12 protein-coding genes and 1 pseudogene are annotated in these 19619 nt (G+C 72.6%); 10 read left to right on the forward strand and 3 right to left on the reverse strand.

The genetic code is table 11. The annotated features are described in order from the left end of the window. Window positions 1–139 precede the first annotated feature (139 nt). The 4 genes from IE277_RS18275 (at window position 140) to IE277_RS18290 (ending at window position 3795) form a co-directional block, all read left to right on the forward strand. Window positions 140–1099, forward strand: a complete 960-nt coding sequence (locus tag IE277_RS18275) for an NAD-dependent epimerase/dehydratase family protein (RefSeq protein WP_189953693.1) — start codon at window positions 140–142, stop codon at window positions 1097–1099. Further along, complete coding sequence (locus IE277_RS18280) at window positions 1087–1836, forward strand: spherulation-specific family 4 protein (RefSeq protein ID WP_189953695.1); 750 nt, start codon at window positions 1087–1089, stop codon at window positions 1834–1836. The genes IE277_RS18275 and IE277_RS18280 overlap by 13 nt, the downstream gene beginning before the upstream one ends. Before the next feature lie 63 nt (window positions 1837–1899). Next, window positions 1900–3078, forward strand: coding sequence for an adenylyltransferase/sulfurtransferase MoeZ (moeZ, locus tag IE277_RS18285; protein ID WP_189953697.1), 1179 nt, complete (start codon window positions 1900–1902; stop codon window positions 3076–3078). A gap of 276 nt (window positions 3079–3354) precedes the next feature. Then, a complete protein-coding gene (locus IE277_RS18290) occupies window positions 3355–3795 on the forward strand; it encodes an RICIN domain-containing protein (protein ID WP_189953699.1) in 441 nt (146 codons plus the stop codon). 1 nt (window position 3796) lies between these two features. Here IE277_RS18290 and IE277_RS18295 read toward each other — a convergent pair whose 3' ends face one another. Both IE277_RS18295 and IE277_RS18300 read right to left on the reverse strand, forming a co-directional pair. Further along, a complete protein-coding gene (locus tag IE277_RS18295) occupies window positions 3797–5341 on the reverse strand; it encodes an alpha/beta hydrolase (protein ID WP_189953701.1) in 1545 nt (514 codons plus the stop codon). A 70-nt stretch (window positions 5342–5411) separates the two neighbouring features. Further along, window positions 5412–8276 carry a lysylphosphatidylglycerol synthase domain-containing protein gene (locus tag IE277_RS18300; protein ID WP_189953703.1) on the reverse strand — a complete coding sequence of 955 codons (2865 nt, stop codon included), beginning with the start codon at window positions 8274–8276 and terminating at the stop codon, window positions 5412–5414. 186 nt (window positions 8277–8462) lie between these two features. Between IE277_RS18300 and IE277_RS18305 the strand changes: the two genes are divergently transcribed. The 6 genes and pseudogenes from IE277_RS18305 to IE277_RS48810 all read left to right on the forward strand — a co-directional run. Next, window positions 8463–8849 (forward strand): MGMT family protein, encoded by a 387-nt coding sequence (locus tag IE277_RS18305; protein WP_189953705.1) that lies wholly within the window; start codon window positions 8463–8465, stop codon window positions 8847–8849. A gap of 257 nt (window positions 8850–9106) precedes the next feature. Beyond that, window positions 9107–12559 carry an ATP-dependent helicase gene (locus IE277_RS18310; protein WP_189953707.1) on the forward strand — a complete coding sequence of 1151 codons (3453 nt, stop codon included), beginning with the start codon at window positions 9107–9109 and terminating at the stop codon, window positions 12557–12559. Window positions 12560–12673: 114 nt separating this feature from the next. Next, complete coding sequence (locus tag IE277_RS18315; RefSeq protein WP_189953709.1) at window positions 12674–16318, forward strand: ATP-dependent DNA helicase; 3645 nt, start codon at window positions 12674–12676, stop codon at window positions 16316–16318. Window positions 16319–16371: 53 nt separating this feature from the next. Next, window positions 16372–17775, forward strand: coding sequence for a dipeptidase (locus IE277_RS18320; protein ID WP_189953711.1), 1404 nt, complete (start codon window positions 16372–16374; stop codon window positions 17773–17775). A gap of 155 nt (window positions 17776–17930) precedes the next feature. Then, entirely contained in the window at window positions 17931–18875 is a 945-nt protein-coding gene (nudC, locus tag IE277_RS18325) for an NAD(+) diphosphatase (RefSeq protein WP_189953713.1), read from the forward strand. Between the two features lie 58 nt (window positions 18876–18933). Further along, window positions 18934–19026 (forward strand): annotated as a pseudogene (locus tag IE277_RS48810) (class I SAM-dependent methyltransferase); the annotation flags it as partial. A 246-nt stretch (window positions 19027–19272) separates the two neighbouring features. On the opposite strand, the gene IE277_RS18335 reads toward IE277_RS48810, so the two are convergent. Then, window positions 19273–19530 (reverse strand): mycoredoxin, encoded by a 258-nt coding sequence (locus IE277_RS18335; RefSeq protein WP_189953714.1) that lies wholly within the window; start codon window positions 19528–19530, stop codon window positions 19273–19275. Window positions 19531–19619: the final 89 nt, after the last annotated feature.

The raw sequence follows: 19619 nt of genomic DNA on the forward strand, positions 1-19619 counted from the left end.
CCCGCCACACCGGCCCCGTCCGTGATACCGGCCTCGTCTGTCACGTCACCGGCCTCGTCGGCCTCGCTTGCCACACCGGCCCCATCCGTCACACCAGCCTCGCCGGTCACGCCCGTGCCCACACCCCCGGAGCCGCCCGATGAGGGTTCTGCTGATCGGAGCCAACGGATACATCGGCCGCTTCGTCGCCGACCGTCTGCTCGCCGACCCGGCCGTCCAGCTGACCGCGCTCGGCCGCGGCGACGACGCCGACGTCCGCTTCGACCTCGCCACCGGCAGCCCCGGCGCGCTCACCCGCTTCCTCGACGCGGTGCACCCGGGAGTCGTGATCAACTGCGCCGGCGCCATCCGCGGCGGTGCCCGCGACCTCACCCGGCACAACACCGTGGCCGTCGCCACCGTCTGCGAGGCGCTGCGGCGCAGTGGCTGCGGCGCCCGCCTGGTGCAGATCGGGTGCAGCGCCGAATACGGGCCGAGCCAGCCCGGCTCCTCCACCGCCGAGGACGCCGTACCGCGGCCCGGCGGCCCGTACGGCGTCAGCAAGCTCGCCGCGACCGAACTCGTCCTCGGCTCCGGCCTGGACGCCGTCGTGCTGCGCGTCTTCTCACCGGCCGGGCCCGGCACCCCGGCCGGCTCTCCGCTCGGCCGGCTCGCCGAGGCCATGCGGCGGGCCATGCAGTCCGGCGACGGCGAACTGAAACTCGGCGGCCTCGGCGTCCAGCGCGACTTCGTCGACGTACGCGACGTCGCGCGCGCCGTGCACGCCGCCTCGCTCTCCGCCGCCCAGGGCGTCATCAACATCGGCTCCGGCCGCGCCGTCCGGCTGCGTGACGCCGCCTCCGTCCTCGCGCGCGTGGCCGGGTACGGCGGTGCCCTGCACGAGCTGGACGCCCCGCCCGGCCCGCTGCGCGGCGCCATCGGCCACCCGCGCCCCGACTCCGACCACGCGGGCCCGGTGGCGTACCCCTACCCGGACGGCTGCGGCAGCTGGCAGCAGGCCGATGTGCGCACCGCGCGCGACCGGCTCGGCTGGCGGCCCCGCATCAACCTCGAAGAATCCCTGGCCGACATCTGGATGGAGGCGGCATGCCGCATCTGACCAGCACCACAGCGGGCACCACCGGCACCGGACTGCGCACCGCCCTCGGCATCCCCGGGTACGCCCACCCGCTCGTCGCCCCCGCCCAGTGGGCCGAGCTGGCCCGCCCCGGCACCCCGCTGGACTGGGTGGTCCTCGATGTGGCCGCGGGCCCCGGCACCCGTCCGGACCCGCACTGTCTGGAGGCCGCGGGCCGGCTGCGGGGCGCGGGTGTCCGGGTCCTCGGCCACCTGGACCTCACCCATGGCGCCCGGGCCTTCGGCGACCTGCTCGCCGACGCCCACCGCCACCTCGACTGGTACCGGGTGGACGGCTTCCTGCTGGACCGCTGCCCCACCGACCGCACCGCGCTCCCCGAGGTCCGCCGGGCGATCACCACGCTCCGGGAGGTCAGTGACAGCGCCCACATCGTCCTCGGCCACGGCAGCCACCCGCACCCCGGATACGCGGACCACGCCGACCAGCTGGTGACCTTCTCCGGCCCCTGGTCCGCCTACCGCTGGTCCCAGGTCGCCGAGTGGACCGCGGACTGTCCGCCGGACCGCTTCTGCCACTTCGTGCACAGCGTGCCCCGTGGCCATCTGGAGGAGGCGCTGCGCATCGCACGCTGGCAGGGGGCGGCGACGATCTACTTCACCGACCACACCGACCGCCGCGGCCACGCCGACCCCTGGGAGACGATGCCCGGCTACTGGGACGACATTGTCTCGCGTATCGGAACAGGTGTCTCGGAATGAAGAAGGCCATGGCAGTGTTACGGAAAGAACAACCGTAGTGATTGACCGACCAACGGAGTCCCCGTGTCGCTGCCACCCCTGGTCGAGCCAGCTGCTGAGCTCACCGTAGACGAGGTCCGCCGGTACTCCCGCCACCTGATCATCCCCGACGTCGGGATGGACGGGCAGAAGCGGCTGAAGAACGCCAAGGTGCTCTGTGTGGGCGCCGGCGGCCTGGGCTCGCCGGCGCTGATGTACCTGGCCGCCGCGGGCGTGGGCACCCTCGGCATCGTGGAGTTCGACGAGGTCGACGAGTCGAACCTGCAGCGCCAGATCATCCACAGCCAGTCCGACATCGGCCGCTCCAAGGCCGAGTCCGCCCGTGACAGCGTCAAGGGCATCAACCCGTACGTGAACGTGGTCCTGCACGAAGAGCGGCTCGAAGCCGAGAACGTGATGGACATCTTCAGCCAGTACGACCTGATCGTCGACGGCACCGACAACTTCGCGACCCGCTACCTGGTCAACGACGCCTGCGTGCTGCTGAACAAGCCGTACGTATGGGGTTCGATCTACCGCTTCGACGGCCAGGCCTCCGTCTTCTGGTCCGAGCACGGCCCCTGCTACCGCTGCCTCTACCCGGAGCCCCCGCCGCCGGGCATGGTCCCGTCCTGCGCCGAGGGCGGCGTGCTGGGCGTGCTGTGCGCGTCCATCGGTTCCATCCAGGTCAACGAGGCCATCAAGCTCCTCGCGGGCATCGGCGAGCCGCTGGTCGGCCGGCTGATGATCTACGACGCCCTGGAGATGCAGTACCGCCAGGTCAAGGTCCGCAAGGACCCGAACTGCGCGGTCTGCGGCGAGAACCCGACCGTCACCGAACTCATCGACTACGAGGCCTTCTGCGGCGTGGTGTCGGAGGAGGCCCAGGAGGCCGCCCTCGGTTCGACGATCACTCCGAAGCAGCTCAAGGAGTGGATCGACGAGGGCGAGAACATCGAGATCATCGACGTCCGCGAGCCGAACGAGTACGAGATCGTCTCCATCCCGGGCGCCAAGCTGATCCCGAAGAACGAGTTCCTCATGGGCGCCGCCCTGGAAGGCCTCCCGCAGGACAAGAAGATCGTCCTGCATTGCAAGACGGGTGTCCGCAGTGCGGAAGTCCTGGCCGTCCTGAAGTCCGCGGGCTTCGCCGACGCCGTCCATGTGGGCGGCGGCGTCATCGGCTGGGTCAACCAGATCGAACCGCACAAGCCGGTCTACTGACCGGCCCGTCGGCCGACCCGTACGACGTATCAGGCTCACGGCCCTGACCTCGGTCAGGGCCGTGAGCCTTTTCCGTCTCTTTTGTTGAACGTTGCAATGTGATGATCGTGTCGGTTAGCGTGATGTCAACTTTGCGCGCAAAACGGCGCGCTGAGATGGCGACCATTGTGTGACCACGGTCACGCAAGCCGACGGGCCACCGGCGAGGTGCGACCACCCTCGCGGTTCCGTGCGGCCCTCGGCGCCACGAATGCGACAGATGAGACGGGGAGTTCCATGAAGAAGCGTGTTCTCGGCGGGCTGGCGGTAGCGGCCCTCGCTCCGGCGGTGATCCTGGCGGGCGCAGGCACGTCGTTCGCCGCCTCCTCCACGGTCACCTGGAAGAACAAGCTCAGCGGCAAGTGCCTGGGCTACGCGAACGGCATCCCCCTGGCGGCGTTCGACTGCGGTTCGAAGCCCTCCAAGTGGACCGAGACAAAGCAGTCCGACGGCACCTATACGCTCCGGACGAGCTACGGCTACTGCCTGGACAGCAACAAGGACGGCAAGGTCTACCTGCTGCACTGCAACGGCGGTGCCAACCAGAAGTGGAACGAGTTCAAGGACTCCACGGGCTGGCGCCTGCAGAACAACGCGACCAAGCTCACGCTCGGCCAGGAGCGGGACACGCTCTACACCAACTTCGACGGCGGCCTGAAGGCCCAGCGCTGGAGCTGAGTCAGGAGCAGACCGTGCCGGTCTTCGGCTCCTTGCCCTCCAGCAGATAGTCGTTCACGGCGCTCTGCACGCACTTGTCCTTGCTGTCGTACGCACCGTGCCCCTGGCCCTTGTACGTCAGCTCGACGGCGACGCCCTTGCCGAGCGCCTCGACCATCTTCTGTGCGCCCTCGTACGGGGTGGCAGGGTCACCGGTGTTGCCGACGACCAGGATGGGCGCCGAGCCGGGGGCGCTGACGTCCGGGTGGTCGGCGGCACCCGGCACGGCCCAGTCGGTGCAGCTGACCATGCCCCAGGCCAGGTAGTCCCCGAACAGCGGGGAGGCGGCGCGGAATTCGGGCAGCTTCCGCTGGACGTCGTCGGCGGTGTACCGGGGTTTCTGGTCAGCGCAGTTGATGGCGGTGTTCGCCGCGGTGATGTTGCTGTACTGGCCGTCATCGCTCCGGCCGTTCAGCGAGTCGGACAGCAGCAACAGGATCTTGCCGTCGCCCTGGTACGCCTCCTCCAGCCCCTCGGTGAGGTACTCCCAGAACTCCTTGGAGTACAAGGACTGTGCGATGCCGTTGGTCGCGGCGGTCTGGGTGAGCTGGCGCGGCGGGATGCCGGGGATCGGCTTCTTCTCCAGGTCGTCCAGCAGTTTCGCGATGCGGTTCTTGACGTCCTGCGCGGTGTCGCCGATCGGGCACTCGGTGGTCTTCGAGGTGCAGTCCCGGGCGAAGTTGTCGAGCGCGAGCTGGAAGCCCTTGGCCTGGCCGAGCGCGCCCTGTTCGGGATCCTGCGTGGGGTCGACGACGGCGTCGAGCACGGCCCGGCCGACGTTCCTGGGGAACAGATGGGCGTACACGCCGCCCAGTTCGGTGCCGTAGGAGATGCCGAAGTAGTGCAGCTTGGCGTCCCCGAGGACCTGGCGCATCAGATCCATGTCGCGGGCCGCGTCCGTGGTGGCCACGTGCGGCAGCACCGTCTTGGAGTTCTTCTCGCAGGCCCCGTTGAACTGCCTGGTGCGGTTCACCAGCGCGGTGCGCTCGGCGCTGTCGTCGGGGGTCGCGTCCTGCTGGAAGTACACATCCAGCTGTGCGTCGCTCTCGCACTTCACCGGCGCGCTGCGGCCGACCCCGCGCGGGTCGAAGCTGACCAGGTCGTAGCGGGTGCGCAGGGCGGCGTAGTCCTCGCCGAACGCGGGCAGCGTGCTCACACCGCTGCCGCCGGGCCCGCCGAAGTTGAACACGAGCGAGCCGATCCGCTCGCTCGCGGGGCCGCTGGCCCTGGCACGGATCAGGGCGATGCCGATGGTGTCGCCCTTCGGCTTGCTCCAGTCCAAGGGCGCCTTCATGGTGGCGCACTGCCATGCGGCGCCGCCCGGCAGCGGGGAGGGCGCGGTGCCGCCGCCCTGAGCCGCGGATGGAGCCGGGCAGTCCTTCCAGTCCAGCTTCTGCGCCGCGGGCTCGCGGTCCTTGGCGCCGTCGCCGCATCCCGCCAGCAGGGCGGACAGCAGCACGGCGGAGCTGACCAGGGCAGAGGCGCGCAGCCGGGAGGGATTCGCCATGTCCCCATCCTGGGGGCGCGCACGCCGGTGCGCGCGGGGCGCGGGCCGTACGAGGTACGCCCCTGCCTGCCTACAGGGCCCCCTTGCGCGTGAGGTGGTTGAAGGCCAGCCAGCCCGGGAGCACCGGCAGCCAGAGCGTCAGCAGCCGGTAGAGCAGCACGGCCGGGGCGGCGACCTCCTTGGGCAGACCGAAGGCGATCAGGCCGAGGGTGAGGCTCGCCTCCACCGCGCCCACGCCGCCCGGGGTGGGCGCCGCCGACCCGAGCGCGTTGCCGGCGAGGAAGACGACGGCGACGCTGGCGATGCTGAGCGAGGTCGTGCCGTGGCCGAACGCCCGGACGGAGGCGTCCAGGCACATCACGAAGCAGGCCGTCAGCAAAAGCATGCCGCCGATGCCGGTGACGAGCTTCTGCGGCCGCTGCAGCACATCGAGCATCCGCGGTACGACACCGGCGAACAGCGAGCGCACGCGCGTGACGACGAATTTCCGCAGGAACGGCACCGAGGTCACCACGAGCACCAGTACCGCCACCGTCAGCAGACCCGCGATGACCGTCCGGGACGGCGACAGTGACGGCGTCTTCTCGGTGCCGGTCAGATAGCCGAAGGACAACAGCATCAGGATGTGACAGCCGAGCCCGAACAGCTGCGACGCGCCGACGCTCGCCACCGCGAGACCCGCGCGTACGCCGGCGCGCTGCAGGAAGCGCGTGTTGAGGGCGACACCGCCGACCGCGGCCGGCGCGACGATCTTCACGAAGGACCCGGCGACCTGCGCCGCCACCGTCCGCAGGAACGGCACCCGCTCCGGCACGAAGCCCAGCAGCGCCATCGCGGCGGCGACATAGCTGAGCGCGGAGAACGCCACCGCGGCGAGCACCCAGCCCCACTGGGCCTGCGCGAACAGCGTCCCGAACTCGATATGGGTGAGCTGCGTCAGCAGGTAGTAGGCGCCGATCGCGCCCGCGATGAAGCTGATGAGCGTGCGTGGGCGCACCCGCTCCAGCCGGGCTGGCTCCACGGGGGCCTGCGGCCTGATCCGCAGCACCTCGTGCCGGATCTGGGTGAGCAGATCCTCCTCACGGGCCTCTTCGAGGGCTTCGTCCAGGGCCCGCCGCTCCGCCCGCTGCTCGGCGCGTACGGCCTTCTTGTCGGGCTTTTCCAGGGCCGGTCCGCTCGGCTCCGAGGACTCCTCCGGGCGGGCCTGCTTGGCCTGCCGGGACGCCTCCAGGACCGCTTCGCGTTCACGCTGGGCGCGCTCGCGGGCCAGCCGGCGCAGCGTCGCGCGCGTGGCGCGCGTCAACGCGATCGGCTGGAGCATCGGCAGACAGTCGGCGACCGCGTCGGGGCCGAGCACGCCGACCGCCGAGGCCACCGCCCGCTCGGCGCCGACCCGCAGCCCGAGCGTCGTGACCAGCTGGGCCACGTCCATGCGCAGCAGCAGCTCGCCGGCCGCGATCTCGCCGCCGCGCAGCTCGGTGAGGATCACCTTGCCGGAACGATCCACCAAGATCGCGTCACCTGCGAGCCTGCGGTGCGCGATGCGCCGCGACTGCAGGGCCTGCACCTGGTGCCAGGTGTTGCGCAGCAGTTCGTCGGTGATCTCCTCGCCGGTCAGCGAGTCCAGCATGCGCCCGCCGGTGTGCTCGTAGACGAGCATGACGGCGTCGGGGCCGAGTTCGGAGGTGGCGATCAGCTTGGGCGCGTTGGCGCCGGCCGCGATCGCCGCGTACGCCAGCAGCGCCTCCTGCTCCAGCGCCTGGCGCAGCGACTGGAGGCTGGAGCGGGTGGCGAATCCGCGCAGGGTGAGATTGCGCCACGCGCGGTAGAAGAAGCCCTGCGCCTGCTGCTCCCGGTCCACGACCGTGACGTCCAGCGGCGGGCCGTCCTCCAGGGTGACGAAGTAGCGCCGGCCCCGGTCGCCGTTCTCCGACTCCACGGCCTCTTCGCGGCCCGCGGTGACGGGGTGGAAGCCGACGTGCCTGAGGCCCGCCATCAGGGTCTGGCCCGTGGGGCGGACGTTGGGGGAGCCGACCGCGTACAGCGTGCCGTAGGCGATGGTCCAGCCGATCAGCACGGTCAGGATGATCGAGAACGGGGTCGTGTAGCCCGTGACCAGCATCGAGAACGCGTCGAGCAGCAGCACGATCCACAGCACCGCGCGCCATCGGGGCCTGCGGGACATGCCGACGGCCGTCATGTAGGCGATGACGGGTGCCAGATAGCCGTGCACGGGGTCGGTCAGGGCGTGGATGTCGCCCGGTGAGGGCTGGGTGAGCGCTTCCTGGATCGAGTCAGGGGCGGCTCTCGCGACCCACAGATCGGTCGCGAGGGTCACTCCGTGGGCGAGGACGGCCGCGAGGACGCCGTCGGCGATGCGCAGCCCGTCCCGTTTGATCAGCCGTTCGATCGCGAAGGCGACCGGGACGAGCAGGATCGCGATGCTGGAGGCCAGTCCCGCGAACCTGATCAGCAGGTCGGGGGCCTGTCCGGTGCCCTTGTTGATGTCCTGTTCGAGACCCGAGGTGGTGCCGTGCGCGAAGGCGGCGATCGCGAGCAGTACGACGATGGCGAGCACGCCCACCAGACACCGCATGAGGTCGGAAGGGCGGTGCACGCGCGCGGGGAGCAGCGGTTCGTCACCCTCCACGGCCTCGGCGTGCGGATCGTCGTCTGCGCCCGGGCCGTGCCCGGGGGGCGTGTTCTTTAGGACGTGCGCCCCCTCGGTCGTGTGGTCGTCGCCCTCACGCGCGCGTGTGCCGTCGTTCTCCGCGCCGTCGTGCTCACGGGTTTCCGTGCTGTCGTGTGCACGCCGACCGGAGCCCTGGCGTCGTGCGTCGTCGCTGCTCCTGCCCGTCTCGCCGGCGGTGTCGGGGCGTGCGGCGGCGCCAGGGGTGCCTGCCCCGCCCTCGGGGGGCACGCCCTGCTGCTTCATGGTCTCTTCTTGGTCTCGTATCACCAGTCACCGCCCGCACGATGGTGGCATGCCCCGCCGGCACACGGGGGCATCAGGGTGCGGATGCGCGGGCGCACAGTCTGCCGGAAGCGCCGTCCGGGGGCGAGAGGGCCGTACTTCGCGGCCCGCGCCGCGCTGTCGGTGCGGTGCGGCAGGATGGGACGAATGAGCGAGCAGAGCCCTGCCGAGGACACCCGCGAGGAGTACGCGGACGAGCTGCCGGAGTACGCCGAGCGGGTCCTCCAGGTCGCGGAGCGGATTCCGCCGGGGCGGGTCATGACGTACGGCGATGTCGCCGAGTGGCTCGACGAGGGCGGTCCGCGCCAGGTCGGCCGGGTGATGTCCCTGTACGGCGGCGCCGTCCCGTGGTGGCGGGTCGTACGAGCCGACGGAGTGCTGCTGCCCGGGCACGAGCTGGGCGCGCTCGCCCACTACCGCGCGGAGGGCACGCCGCTGAAGGAGGCGGCCAGGAGCGCCGAGGGCCATCTGCCGCGACTCGACATGCGGCGGGCCCGCTGGGACGGCGGGGTGGGCGCGGAGGGTCACATCTGACAGCTTCCGCCATCGGATGCCGTCGGGGAGAGCCCGTGGCTCGTACGGGTGACATGGGGGACGTCCGCGGCATGACGTACGTTCGTGTGGTGTGGGACGCGCGTGGCGCGAGCGCCGCGAGGGAAGAAGCGGAAGCCCTGCTTCCGTCCGACGCGGCGGCGTAGCGTCGGCGGCACGTGTCCCCCTCACCCCGCGGCCACCGCCACGCACGCGTGACCGCCCGCCCACCAGTACAACCACCAGGACCGGCCAACCACGTGAGCTCCTCTTCCTCCACCGGACGCCTGTCGCACCCCCCGGTGCGACAGGGGGGCCGTGGCGCTTACCGACTGGTCCGTACCCCGCCGGCTGCCATCGACCCCCCTCCTCTTGACGCGGCACAGCGCGCCGTGGTTGACCACCGGAGCGGACCCCTCCTCGTCCTCGCCGGGCCCGGCACCGGCAAGACCACCACGCTCGTGGAGTCCGTGGCCGCCCGGATCGCCCGCGGCGCCGACCCCGAGCGCATCCTGGTGCTGACGTTCAGCCGCAAGGCCGCCGTCGACCTGCGTGACCGCATGGCCCGGCGCATCGGTGCCGCCCGCGCGCCCCGGGCCACCACCTTCCACTCGTACTGCTACGCCCTGGTGCGCGCCCAGCAAGACGGCGGTCTGTTCGCCGAGCCGCTGCGTCTGCTGTCCGGCCCCGAGCAGGACGTCACCGTGCGCGAGCTGCTCGCCGGTCAGCCCGAGCTGGAGCGGCTCGGCCTGACCCATGTCCGCTGGCCCGACGAACTGCGCGCCTGCCTGACCACGCGCGGCTTCGCCGACGAGGTCCGCGCGGTCCTCGCCCGCAGCCGCGAGCTGGGCCTCGGCCCCGACGCGCTGGACGCCTTCGCCCGCCGTATCGGCCGCCCCGACTGGCGCGCCGCCGCCGCGTTCCTCGCCGAGTACCTGGACGTGCTCGATCTCCAGGGTGTGATCGACTACGCGGAACTGGTCCACCGCGCGGTCCTGCTCGCCCGCCGCCCCGAGACCGCCGCACGGCTCGCCGCCCAGTACGACGCCGTGTACGTCGACGAGTACCAGGACACAGACCCCGCGCAGGTACGGCTCCTGCACGCGCTGGCCGGCAATCGAGCGGTGCAGTCCGAAGGGCTTCCGCAAGAGGGTGGCGGCGGGCGAGGGGCAGGCCGCACCCTGGTCGCCTTCGGCGACCCCGACCAGTCGATCTACGCCTTCCGGGGCGCCGACGTGAACGGCATTCTCGACTTCCCGGCGGCCTTCCCGCGTCCCGGCGGCCGCCCGGCGCCCATAGCGGTGCTGCGCACCTCACGCCGCTCCGGCGCCGCCTTGCTCGCCGCCACCCGTCTGATCACCCAGCGCATGCCGCTGCCCCGGCTGCCCGCCGAGAAGGTCCGCGCCCATCGCGAACCCGCCGCCGTACGGGACGGGGGCCGCGTCGAGGTCTACACGTACCCGACGGCCGGTACGGAACTGGACAACATCGCGGACATCCTGCGCCGCGCACACCTGGAGGACGGCGTCGCGTGGAGCGACATGGCCGTCCTGGTGAGGGCCGGATCCCGCACCCTGCCGACCCTGCGCCGCGCCCTCACCACGGCCGGCGTCCCGCTGGACATCGACGGCGACGACCTGCCCCTGCGACACGAACCGGCGGTGGCCCCCCTGCTGGCGGCCCTGCGTGCGGTGGCCAGGGCGGAGGCCGGGTGGCACGAGGAGAACAGCGCCGGGTCCGCCGAGGACGCCGCCCCCGAAGAGGCCCCCGAAGGAGCATCTGAAGAGGCCGCTGAAGAAGCCGCTGAAGGGGCCGTCGAGCAGGTCCGCGACGCCGCCTCCTGGCTGGACACCGAGACCGCGCTCACCCTGCTCGCCTCGCCCCTCGCCGGCATGGACCCGGCCGATCTGCGGCGCCTCGGGCGTGCGCTGCGCGAGGAGGAGCGCACGGCGGGCAACCCGTTGCCGCCCCCCTCCGACGTCCTGCTCGCGCGGGCGCTCGCCGAACCCGAGCGCCTGGCCGTGCACGACCCGGCGTACGCGCGCGGCGCACAGCGCCTCGGCGCGCTCCTGCGCACGGCCCGCGAGCGCCTGGCCGGCGGCGGCACGGCCGAGGAGGCGCTGTGGGACCTGTGGGACGGCACGCCGTGGCCCGCGCGCCTGGAGCGGGCCGCCCGGCGCGGCGGCGCGGCCGGCCGCAACGCCGACCGTGACCTGGACGCCGTGTGCGCGCTGTTCGCCACCGCCGCGCGCGCGGAAGAACGCACCGGAGGACGTGGCGCCCTGAACTTCCTGGAGGAGGTCGAGGCCGAGGACATCGCCGCCGACACGCTCGCACGCCGCGCGGTGCGCCCGGACGCCGTCCGCCTGATGACCGCGCACCGCGCCAAGGGCCTGCAGTGGCGCCTCGTCGTCGTCGCCGGCGTCCAGGAGGGCCTGTGGCCGGACCTGCGCCGCCGCGGCTCCCTCCTGGAGGCCGACCGCATCGGCCGCGACGGACTCGCCGAACCGCTCACCCCGGGAGCACTGCTCGCCGAGGAGCGCCGCCTGTTCTACGTCGCCGCCACACGCGCGCGTGAACGCCTCGTCGTGACCGCCGTGAAGGCGCCCGCAGAGGACGGCGACCAGCCGTCCCGCTTCCTGACCGAGCTCGGCGTCGAACCCCGGGACGTCACCGGCCGGCCCCGCCGCCCGCTGTCCGTGGCCGCGCTCGTCGCCGAGCTGCGCGCCACCACGGTCGACCCGCGCGCGTCCGCCGCGCTGCGCCAGGCCGCCGCCCACCGGCTGGCCCGGCTCGCCGCCCTCGCCGACGAGGACGGCCGTCCGCTGGTGCCCGCGGCGCACCCCTACCGCTGGTGGGGCATGTACGACCCGACCGAGAGCAAGGTGCCGCTGCGCCACCGCGACCACCCGGTCGTGCTCTCCGGCAGCGCCCTCGACCAACTGGCCAACACCTGTGCGCTGCAGTGGTTCCTGGGCCGTGAGGTGAAGGCCGACGCCCCGGCCACCGTGGCGCAGGGCTTCGGCAACGTCGTGCACGTCCTCGCCGACGAGGTCGCCTCCGGCCGCACCGCGGCCGACCTCGACGTCCTGATGGAACGGCTGGACTCGGTGTGGAACGCGCTCGCCTTCGACGCGCCCTGGAAGTCGCAGCAGGAGAAGGACAACGCGCGCGTGGCGCTCGAACGCTTCCTGAACTGGCATGTCCTGGACCGCACCGGGCGCACCCCGGTGGCGAGCGAGCAGGACTTCGACGTCACCCTCGAAGCGGGCGACTACCAGGTCCGCATCCGCGGCCAGATGGACCGCGTGGAGACGGACGACGACGGCCGCGCCTACGTGGTGGACTTCAAGACAGGCAAACAGGCGCCCAGCGCCGCCGAGGTGGCCCGCCACCCTCAGCTCGCGGTCTACCAGCTCGCCCTCCACGAGGGTGCCGCGGACGAGGCCTTCGACGGCGTACGCCCCGAACCCGGCGGCGCGGAACTGGTGCACCTCAGACAGGGCGCCGCCAAGCGCGACGGCGGCGAGACGCTGCCCAAGGTGCAGTCGCAGGAGCCGCTGTCGGGGGAGTGGGTCGGCGAGCTGCTGGCCACCGCCGCCGGCAAGGTCCTCGACGAACGGTTCGCACCGAACACCGGCCAGCACTGCACACACTGTGCCTTCCGCGCCTCGTGCAGTGCCCGGCCCGAGGGGCGGCACGTCGTCGAGTGAGCCGCCGCAGACGGGGGAGTGACGTACGGCACCAAAGCCGCTGACCTGCGCTTCTTCCTCCGCGGGCGGCCGTCCGTCCCCGACTGTCAGTGCTCGGCACTAGCCTTTTCCGACATGCCCGCCCGTATCGCCGACCCCGAGCAGCTCAAAGAGCTTCTCGGCATCCCGTTCACCCCGGAGCAGACGGCCTGCATCATCGCGCCGCCCGCCCCGCAGGTGATCGTGGCCGGAGCCGGATCGGGCAAGACCACCGTGATGGCCGCCCGCGTGGTCTGGCTGGTCGGCACCGGCCAGGTCGCCCCGGACCAGGTCCTCGGCCTGACCTTCACCAACAAGGCCGCCGGCGAGCTGTCCGAACGCGTCCGCAAGGCGCTGGTCAAGGCCGGTGTGACCGACCCGGATGTCATCGACCCGGACAACCCGCCCGGCGAGCCGGTGATCTCGACGTACCACGCCTTCGCCGGCCGCCTGCTCACCGACCACGGCCTGCGCCTCGGTCTGGAGCCCACCTCCCGGCTGCTCGCCGACGCCACCCGCTACCAGCTCGCCGCGCGCGTGCTGCGCGAGGCACCGGGCCCCTACCCCGCGCTGACCCGCTCCTTCGCCGACCTCGTCAGCGATCTGCTCGCCCTCGACTCCGAACTCGCCGAGCACCTCGTCGAGCCCGAGGAACTGCGCGCCTGGGACGCGGACCTGCTGCGCACCCTGCACAGGGCCAAGCTCACCAACGCCGATCTGCGCAAGGTCCCCGAGACGGCCGCCGCCCGCCGTGAACTGGCCGACCTCGTCCAGCGTTACCGGGCCGCCAAACGCGCACGTGACCTGCTCGACTTCGGCGACCAGATCGCCCTGTCCGCCCGGCTCGCCCGCATCCCCGAGGTGGGCCGGCTGCTGCGCGAGGAGTTCCGCGTGGTGCTCCTGGACGAGTACCAGGACACCTCGGTGGCCCAACGCGTCCTGCTGGCAGGCCTGTTCGGCGGCGGTACGGGCCATCCGGTGACCGCGGTCGGCGACCCCTGCCAGGCCATCTACGGCTGGCGCGGCGCCTCCGTCGCCAACCTGGACGACTTCCCCGCGCACTTCGCGCACGCCGGCGGTCACCTTGCTACCCGGCAGGCGCTCAGCGAGAACCGCCGCAGCGGCGGCCGCCTCCTCGACCTCGCCAACGGCCTCGCCGAGCCGCTGCGCGCGATGCACGCGGGCGTGGAGGCGCTGCGCCCGGCCCCCGGCGCCGAGCATGAGGGCATGGTCCGCTGCGCCCTGCTGCCCACCCACGCCGAGGAGATCGACTGGATCGCCGACTCGCTCGCCCACCTCGTGCACACCGGCACGGCCCCCGGCGAGATCGCCGTACTGTGCCGCACGGCGACCGACTTCGCCGAGATCCAGGGCGCCCTGGTGGCCCGGGACATCCCCGTCGAGGTGGTCGGTCTGTCCGGACTGCTGCACCTGCCCGAGGTCGCCGACCTCGTCGCCGTCTGCGAGGTGCTCCAGGACCCCGGTGCCAACGCCGCCCTGGTGCGGCTGCTGACCGGCCCGCGCTGGCGCATCGGCCCCCGCGACCTCGCCCTGCTGGGCCGCCGCGCCCGGCTGCTGGTCGCCCACACACGCGCGCGCGACACCGACGACCCGGACCGCCGGCTCGCCGAGGCCGTCGAGGGCGTCGACCCGGCCGAGGTGATATCGCTCGCGGACGCCCTGGACACCTTCCTCGAATCGCCCGTCGACGGCGAGGGGGACGACGACGGGCTGCCGTTCTCGCCGGACGCGCGGGTGCGCTTCGCGCGCCTGGCCGCCGAACTGCGCGACCTGCGCCGCTCACTGTCCGACCCGCTGATGGACGTACTGCACCGCGTCCTCGCCGTCACCGGCCTGGAGGTGGAGCTGTCGGCGTCCCCGCACGCGCTGGCCGCCCGCCGCCGCGAGACCCTGTCCAACTTCCTGGACGTCGCCGCCTCCTTCGCGGCGAGCGACGGCGAGGCCACCCTGCTCGCCTTCCTGGGTTTCCTGCGCACCGCCGCGCAGTACGAGAAAGGCCTCGACAACGCCCTGCCCGGCGGCGAGAACACCGTCAAGGTGCTCACCGCCCACAAGTCCAAGGGCCTGGAGTGGGACGTCGTGGCCGTGCCCGGGCTGGTCAAGGGCACGTTCCCCAGCGCACAGGGCCGCGAGAAGTGGACCGCGCAGGCCAAGGTGGTGCCGCACGCCCTGCGCGGCGACACCGACACGCTGCCCGACGCCGACAGCTGGGACGCGCGCGGCATGAAGGCCTTCCACGAGGCCATGAAGGACCACCAGCACACCGAGGAGCTGCGCCTCGGCTACGTCACCTTCACCCGCCCCCGCTCCCTGCTGCTCGGCTCCGGCCACTGGTGGGGGCCGAGCCAGAAGAAGCCGCGCGGCCCCTCCGACTTCCTCCAGGCCCTGTACGACCACTGCGCCGCCGGACACGGCGAGATCGAGGCATGGGCAAGGGAGCCCGCCGAGGACGAGGAGAACCCCGCCCTGCACACGGCCGCCGCCGACCAGGTGTGGCCGCTGCCGCTGGACGCCTCCGCCATGGCCCGCCGTCGCGCGGCCGCCGAGACCGTCCTCGCCCACCTGGACGCCCTCGCCGCCCACGACACCGGCCGCCCGCCGGCCGCCCATGACCCCGCCGCCCTCGACGACCCGGACTGGCCCCCGCCCCCGGACGACGACCCCTACGGCGGCGAGCCGTACGACGCTCCTCACGGCGGCGAGCCCTACGACGAGCACGGCGCGGACCTCCCGCACGACGAGGACCCCTTCGACGAGGACCCTTTCGGCGACGAGGAGCCCCCGTACGACACGGACGCGCGCGCCCCGTTCATCCCCGCCCCGGGCACTCCCGCCCCGGACGCCCCGAGCCCGGGCACCCCCGCAGGCCGGGACGCCCGGAGTGCCGGCCGGCCCACGGTCCCGCACCAGGCCCCCACGGTCCCGCACCAGGCGCGCCCCCCGCGGAACCACCCCGGCCCCGATGAACCCCAGCCCCAGCCCCTCACCGACCTCACTCCCGAGGAGGCCCGCACCCTCGCCTCCTGGGACCGTGACCTGGACGCGCTCACCGGAGAGCTGCTGCGCTCCCGGCAGGCCGTCACCGACGTCCCGCTGCCCGCCACCCTCAGCGCGACCCAGCTGCTGCGTCTGGCCGAGGACCCGGACGGGCTCGCGCAGGAACTCGCGCGCCCCATGCCGCGCCCCCCGCAACCGGCCGCGCGCCGGGGCACCCGCTTCCATGCCTGGGTGGAGGCCCGCTTCGAGGAGCTGACGCTGCCCCTGCTGGAACCGGACGAGCTGCCCGGCGGCGACGCCGAGATCGCCGACGAGCACGACCTGGCGGTCCTGAAGGAGGCCTTCGAACGCAGCGAGTACGCCCGGCGCACCCCCTACCGGGTCGAGGCTCCCTTCCAGCTCAGTCTCGCGGGCCGCGTCGTAAGGGGCCGTATCGACGCCGTCTACAAGCACGGCGACGGCGACGGGGCGACGTACGAGATCGTCGACTGGAAGACCGGCCGCGCCCGCACCGCCGATCCGCTGCAGCTCGCCGTGTACCGGCTGGCCTGGGCCGAGCAGCAGGGGGTGCCTGCCGAGTCCGTCACAGCGGCGTTCCTGTACGTCCGCAGCGGCGAGGTCGTACGACCGCGGGATCTGCCGGACCGGGCCGCCCTGGAGCGGCTCCTCATGGAAGACACGGAAGACACGGAAGACTCCGATGTGGCACACCCGACGACGTGAGTGTGACGAACCGCCCGCCGAGGATGTCCGTGCGGGCCGATAGGCTCGTGAGCATGAGCCAGACCCCGGACAGCGCCGTCCGCACGTACATCGAGCAGCACCGCGCCGCCTTCCTCGACGACCTCGCGGTATGGCTGCGCATCCCCTCCGTGTCGGCCCAGCCCGACCACGCGCCCGATGTACACCGCAGCGCCGACTGGCTCGCCACCAAGCTCACGGAGACCGGCTTCCCGACCGCCGAGATCTGGCAGACCCCGGGCGCCCCGGCCGTATTCGCCGAGTGGCCCTCGGACGACCCCGAGGCGCCCACCGTCCTCGTCTACGGCCATCACGACGTACAGCCCGCCGCCCGCGAGGACGGCTGGGACAGCGATCCCTTCGAGCCGGAGATCCGCGGCAACCGCCTCTACGCGCGCGGGGCGGCCGACGACAAGGGCCAGGTGTTCTTCCACACACTCGGCGTCCGCGCCCACCTCGCCGCCACCGGCCGCAGCGCCCCCGCGGTCCATCTGAAGCTGCTGATCGAGGGCGAGGAGGAGTCCGGCTCCCCGCACTTCCGGGCCCTGGTGGAGGAGCGGGCCGGCCGGCTCGCCGCCGACGCCGTGATCGTCTCCGACACCGGCATGTGGTCCGAGGACACCCCGACCGTCTGCACCGGCATGCGCGGCCTCGCCGAGTGCGAGATCCGGCTGTACGGCCCCGACCAGGACATCCACTCCGGCTCCTTCGGCGGCGCCGTACCCAACCCGGCCACCGCGGCCGCCCGCCTGGTCGCCGCTCTGCACGACGAGCACGCGCGCGTGGCGATCCCCGGTTTCTACGACGGCGTCGTGGAGCTGACCGACCACGAGCGGGAGCTGTTCGCCGAGCTGCCCTTCGACGAGGAGCGCTGGCTGCGCACCGCCAAGTCCCACGCCGCCCACGGCGAAGCCGGATTCAGCACCCTCGAACGCATCTGGGCCCGCCCGACCGCCGAGGTCAACGGCATCGGCGGCGGCTATCAGGGCCCGGGCAGCAAGACGATCATCCCGTCCTCGGCCATGGTGAAGCTCTCCTTCCGGATGGTCGTGGGCCAGGATCCCGAGCACATCGAGAAGGCCGTGCGCGCCTGGGCCGAGGCTCAGGCGCCCGCCGGGATCCGGCAGGAGATCAGCTTCGGTGCGGCCACGCGCCCGTGCCTGACCCCGCTCGACCACCCCGCCCTGCAGTCCGTGGCCCGCGCGATGGGCCGCGCCTTCGAGAAGCCGGTCCGCTTCACCCGCGAGGGCGGCTCCGGACCCGCCGCCGATCTCCAGGAGGTCCTCGGCGCCCCCGTGCTCTTCCTGGGTATCTCCGTCCCCTCCGACGGCTGGCACGCCCCCGACGAGAAGGTCGAGCTGGACCTCCTCTTCAAGGGCGTCGAGACCAGCGCGTATCTGTGGGGTGACCTGGCCGAGCACTGGCGTCCCACGCCCTGACCGGCAGGCGCCGCCCGGAAGGGCACGGCCCGCGGGGCACACTGGAGGGACCGCCCTGCCCGCCCCGCCCGCGCCCGGCCCGGTGCCTTCCCGCCGCACGTCCCGCCGAACCGCCCGCTGAACGAACCGCTGCACTGGGGGAGTTGGAAGCACCCGTGACCACCTGGACCAACGACACAGCCGATCGCCCCATCTCGCTGACCGCTCCGAGCGGCATCGACCGCGCCGCCCACCACCGGCTCGACGAAGCCTGGCTCGCGGCGGCGTGGAGCCACCCCACGACCCGCTGCTTCGTGGTCTCCGGCGGCCAGGTGCTCATCGACGAGACACCGGACGGCCGGACCGAACTCGTCATGACCCCCTCCTTCGAGGCCCCGCTCACCGAGGCACACCGCTACTTCCTCGGCATCGACGAGGAGGGCGTCAGCTACTTCGCGCTGCAGAAGGACTCGCTGCCCGGCCGTATCGACCAGTCGGCGCGCCCCGCCGGACTGCGTGAGGCCGGACTGCTCCTGTCGCCGCGGGACTCCGGACTCATGGTGCACGCGGTCGGCCTGGAGAACTGGCAGCGCACCCATCGCTTCTGCTCCCGCTGCGGCGAGCGCACGGTGATCGCCGCCGCCGGCCACATCCGCCGCTGCCCGGCCTGCGGCGCCGAGCACTACCCGCGCACCGACCCGGCCGTGATCATGGCGGTGACCGACGCGGACGACCGCATCCTGCTCGGCCGCCAGGTCCACTGGCCCGAGGGCCGTTTCTCCACGCTCGCCGGATTCGTCGAACCGGGCGAGTCCATCGAGCAGGCGGTGCGCCGGGAGGTGTCCGAGGAGGTCGGCGTCACCGTCGGCTCCGTGGAGTACGTGGCCAGCCAGCCGTGGCCGTTCCCGTCCAGCCTGATGCTCGGTTTCATGGCCCGCGCCACGTCCACCGAGATCGACGTCGACGGCGACGAGATCCACGAGGCCCGCTGGTTCTCCCGCGAGGAACTCCACGAGGCCTTCGAGTCCGGCGTGGTGCTGCCGCCCTACGGCATCTCCATCGCGGCCCGCCTGATCGAGATGTGGTACGGCAAGCCGCTTCCGACGCGCAGCTTCGTCTGAGGCACCCCGGGTGGCGGGCGACCCGTACTGGAACCACAACGTCCACTACCACCGGACCGTGCTGGCCGCCGTACCCGACGGCTGCCGCACGGCCCTGGACGTAGGCTGCGGCGACGGCCTGCTGGCCCGCAAGCTCGCGACCCGCGCGGCGCAGGTCACCGGCGTGGACCGGGCGCCGGACATGATCTGTCAGGCCGCGCCCGGCAGACCGGAAACGTCACCTTCGTGCAGGCCGACTGAGGCCGGCCCCGCCGGGCACCCCGCACCGCGGCCGGGGCGGCTGCCCCTTCTTCGGCCGGGCGGCCACCCGACGGCACGGGCGGCGAGCGCTGCCGGGCGCGGCACACGAAACCCCCGATCGGCGCGGGGCCGTTCGGGGGTCATGCGGAGCAAGGGGTCAGGCGCCGAGCGCCTGCTTCACCTGGGCGAGGCTCGGGTTCGTCATGACGACCTCGGTGCCTCCCTCGGTGGGAAGCACCCGAACGGTCGGGACCGTCTGGTTTCCGCCATTCGCCTTCTCGACGAAGGCGGCGGACTCGGGGTCCTGCTCGATGTTGATCTCGGTGTAGGCGATGCCCTCCCGGTCCAGCTGGCCCTTCAGCCGCCGGCAGTAGCCGCACCAGGTCGTGCTGTACATCGTCACAGTGCCCTGCATGTCTCTCGCGCTCCTCAGGCAGCTCGAAAAGGTCGTCCGAGGAGGGAACGTACGCCATCCGCCCGCCATTCCCGCCCGGGGTATCCACA

Origin of the sequence: Streptomyces alanosinicus (assembly GCF_014650595.1) — a bacterium.
GTDB classification, from domain to species: Bacteria; Actinomycetota; Actinomycetes; order Streptomycetales; family Streptomycetaceae; genus Streptomyces; species Streptomyces alanosinicus.

Bases quoted from the DNA above. Each gene is read 5' to 3' on its own strand.
- IE277_RS18335 (WP_189953714.1), bottom strand. From the start codon at position 19,530: ATGCAGGGCACTGTGACGATGTACAGCACGACCTGGTGCGGCTACTGC.
- IE277_RS18280 (WP_189953695.1), top strand. From the start codon at position 1,087: ATGCCGCATCTGACCAGCACCACAGCGGGCACCACCGGCACCGGACTG.
- IE277_RS18275 (WP_189953693.1), top strand. From the start codon at position 140: ATGAGGGTTCTGCTGATCGGAGCCAACGGATACATCGGCCGCTTCGTC.
- IE277_RS18315 (WP_189953709.1), top strand. From the start codon at position 12,674: ATGCCCGCCCGTATCGCCGACCCCGAGCAGCTCAAAGAGCTTCTCGGC.
- IE277_RS18300 (WP_189953703.1), bottom strand. From the start codon at position 8,276: ATGAAGCAGCAGGGCGTGCCCCCCGAGGGCGGGGCAGGCACCCCTGGC.
- IE277_RS18290 (WP_189953699.1), top strand. From the start codon at position 3,355: ATGAAGAAGCGTGTTCTCGGCGGGCTGGCGGTAGCGGCCCTCGCTCCG.
- IE277_RS18305 (WP_189953705.1), top strand. From the start codon at position 8,463: ATGAGCGAGCAGAGCCCTGCCGAGGACACCCGCGAGGAGTACGCGGAC.
- IE277_RS18295 (WP_189953701.1), bottom strand. From the start codon at position 5,341: ATGGCGAATCCCTCCCGGCTGCGCGCCTCTGCCCTGGTCAGCTCCGCC.
- IE277_RS18320 (WP_189953711.1), top strand. From the start codon at position 16,372: ATGAGCCAGACCCCGGACAGCGCCGTCCGCACGTACATCGAGCAGCAC.